Origin of the sequence: Psychrobacter sp. SHUES1, from assembly GCF_001652315.1 — a bacterium.
Lineage (GTDB): Bacteria > Pseudomonadota > Gammaproteobacteria > Pseudomonadales > Moraxellaceae > Psychrobacter > Psychrobacter faecalis.
Map to the genome: position 1 here is coordinate 1 of NZ_LXWA01000112.1, position 2,171 is coordinate 2,171.

3 protein-coding genes are annotated in these 2,171 nt (G+C 43.9%); 1 reads left to right on the forward strand and 2 read right to left on the reverse strand.

Going from position 1 to position 2,171, the window contains the following annotated elements; translation table 11 throughout:
- Window positions 1-13: 13 nt before the first annotated feature.
- Entirely contained in the window at window positions 14-892 is an 879-nt protein-coding gene (locus A7325_RS12970; RefSeq protein ID WP_068408798.1) for an IS3 family transposase, read from the reverse strand.
- A 95-nt stretch (window positions 893-987) separates the two neighbouring features.
- Complete coding sequence (locus A7325_RS12975) at window positions 988-1,263, reverse strand: transposase (protein WP_068408800.1); 276 nt, start codon at window positions 1,261-1,263, stop codon at window positions 988-990.
- Window positions 1,264-1,517: 254 nt separating this feature from the next.
- Here A7325_RS12975 and A7325_RS12980 point away from each other — a divergent pair.
- Window positions 1,518-2,171, forward strand: a 654-nt coding sequence (locus tag A7325_RS12980; protein ID WP_068408802.1) for an IS110 family transposase, incomplete at its 3' end; no start/stop codon positions are given.

Below are 2,171 nucleotides of genomic sequence, written 5' to 3' on the forward strand. Positions count from 1 at the left end.
ATATAGTGGTCAACTAATTTAGGACACCTGATAAGAGGTTTTTGTTAAAGTAGCGTTTCTCTTTTTCTAGCGGTGTTAAATAGTCATTAAAACGGTGTGGTCTCACTGACTGATAATAGCCCCAAATATAATCAATAATGGCAGTCCGAGCTTCAGCAATATTCTCATAACCGCCCTTTGGCATCCATTCTGTTTTAAAGCTCCTGAAGAACCTTTCAGTTGGCGCGTTGTCCCAACAGTTACCTTTTCGGCTCATGCTCTGCTTCATGCCATTACAACTTGCCACGGATTCAGCAAACTTCTTGCTAATGTAATGGGTGCCTTGATCAGAGTGAAACAACACCCCACTTGGCTTTAAGCGCGACTGATACGCCATCTGCAGCGCTTTGGTTGTCAGCATACTGTCAGGCGAATCTGATACAGCAAAGCCAACAATACGACGAGCATATAAATCTAAAACGATAGCTAGGTAGCACCAGCCGCCTTTGATACGAATATATGTGACATCACCTGTCCAGACATGATTGGGCGCTGATGGGCTAAAATTACGGTTCAGTATATTGTCATGAGCTTTGTGTTCTTCATCAGCATGCTTATATTTATGCGTTTTCAATTGACAGCTTTTAAGCCCCATCTGCGCCATGAATTTACCTGCTATATAGCGGGTCAGCTTGATGCCGTGTTCATTCATTAGTATAGCGGCAATGCTGCGAGCGCCTGCTGAGCGCTTTGAGTCGTTAAATATTTGGCGGACTAATGCTTTAGTTTTGACGGTTTCAAGGCTGATAGGCTTGGGCTTTAGTCCATAGTAGTAACTGCTCTTCATCACGCCAAACAGCTTGCACAGAAGGCTTTTACTGACCTGTTCGTCTTGCTCTGCAAGCTGTCTTATTAACGATAGCCGTTCAGGCTGTCCAAGGCCAGCAGAGCAGAAGCCTCACTCGAGCATAGCTCTCGTCTTGCGTCGGGGCGAAGCAGTGCTTCGCTTTATCCCTCCTCATTTAGAATGTCGCGCTCCATAGTCAGCCGCTTAACCTGCTTACGCAGCTCTTGAAGCTCGCGCTGTTCATCCGTTAAAGCGTTGCCGGCTTTAGGTGCTTCGCCACTGATTTCTTGACGGTATTGACTCAGCCATTTCTGCAAGGTGGATTTACCTATCCCTAAGGAATTGGCCACGTCAGGTATGGTGCGGTTGTGATCAACAACTAAGCTAATCGCTTCTAATTTAAATTCTCGGGTATATTGATTGCGTTTGTTGGTCATACTATTTTCCTTCTTCGGGTTAGTATAACCTTGTATCTTGAATAATCGCTTAATACTATCGATGAAAGTTGATAAAATAAAGCAGTTATTCATGAGCATTGAGAGTATGAGTATAACCTTAGTGCCTAGACACTGTGTAAGAGATTATGCCCAATGCTCATCCCATCATCTTCATATTCTGAATGGTATCCAAGTGCCTCGCCATCTACCAAGGTGTCATGAGTGACACTGCATAGACAAGGGAAGACAATAAGATGACACACTATATCGGCATAGACGTCAGTAAAAACAAGCTAGATATCGCCTGGCTCAAAGCCACTGATAATCTCAAATTTAAAACCAAAGTCTTTAAAAATGATTACAGTGACTACGCTGCTCTTATCAACTGGCTCATTGCTAACATCACTGACGACTTAAGTAATATTCACATCACGGTCGAGGCCACAGGAGTCTATCACGAGAACATCGCCTACTACCTATTTGATAAAGGTCTTAACGTCAGTATTATCAATCCTGCTTATATCAAAAGCTATGCTGCTAGTTTAGGAAGTCGCAACAAGACGGATAAGAAAGATAGTATGTTATTAGCCCGCTACACCTATAGTGCTAAGCCTAAATTGTGGACACCGCCGCCAGCAGAGGCGCGTCACCTCAAGTCTTTACTGTCGCGCTTAGACGCGCTACAAGAAGACTTACAACGTGAGCTGAATCGATTGGAAAAAACGGAGGCCACAGACACCGCTCCTATCGTTAAAGCGTCTATTGAGCAGATGATAGTCTCTTTGCAAGCCGCCATTGTTAAGCTCAATGGTGATATTGATGACCATATCGATGGTCATCCCAATTTAAAGCAAGACCAATATCTGCTACAAACTATTAAAGGCGTCGGCCCTGTTGTCTCAAAGCAG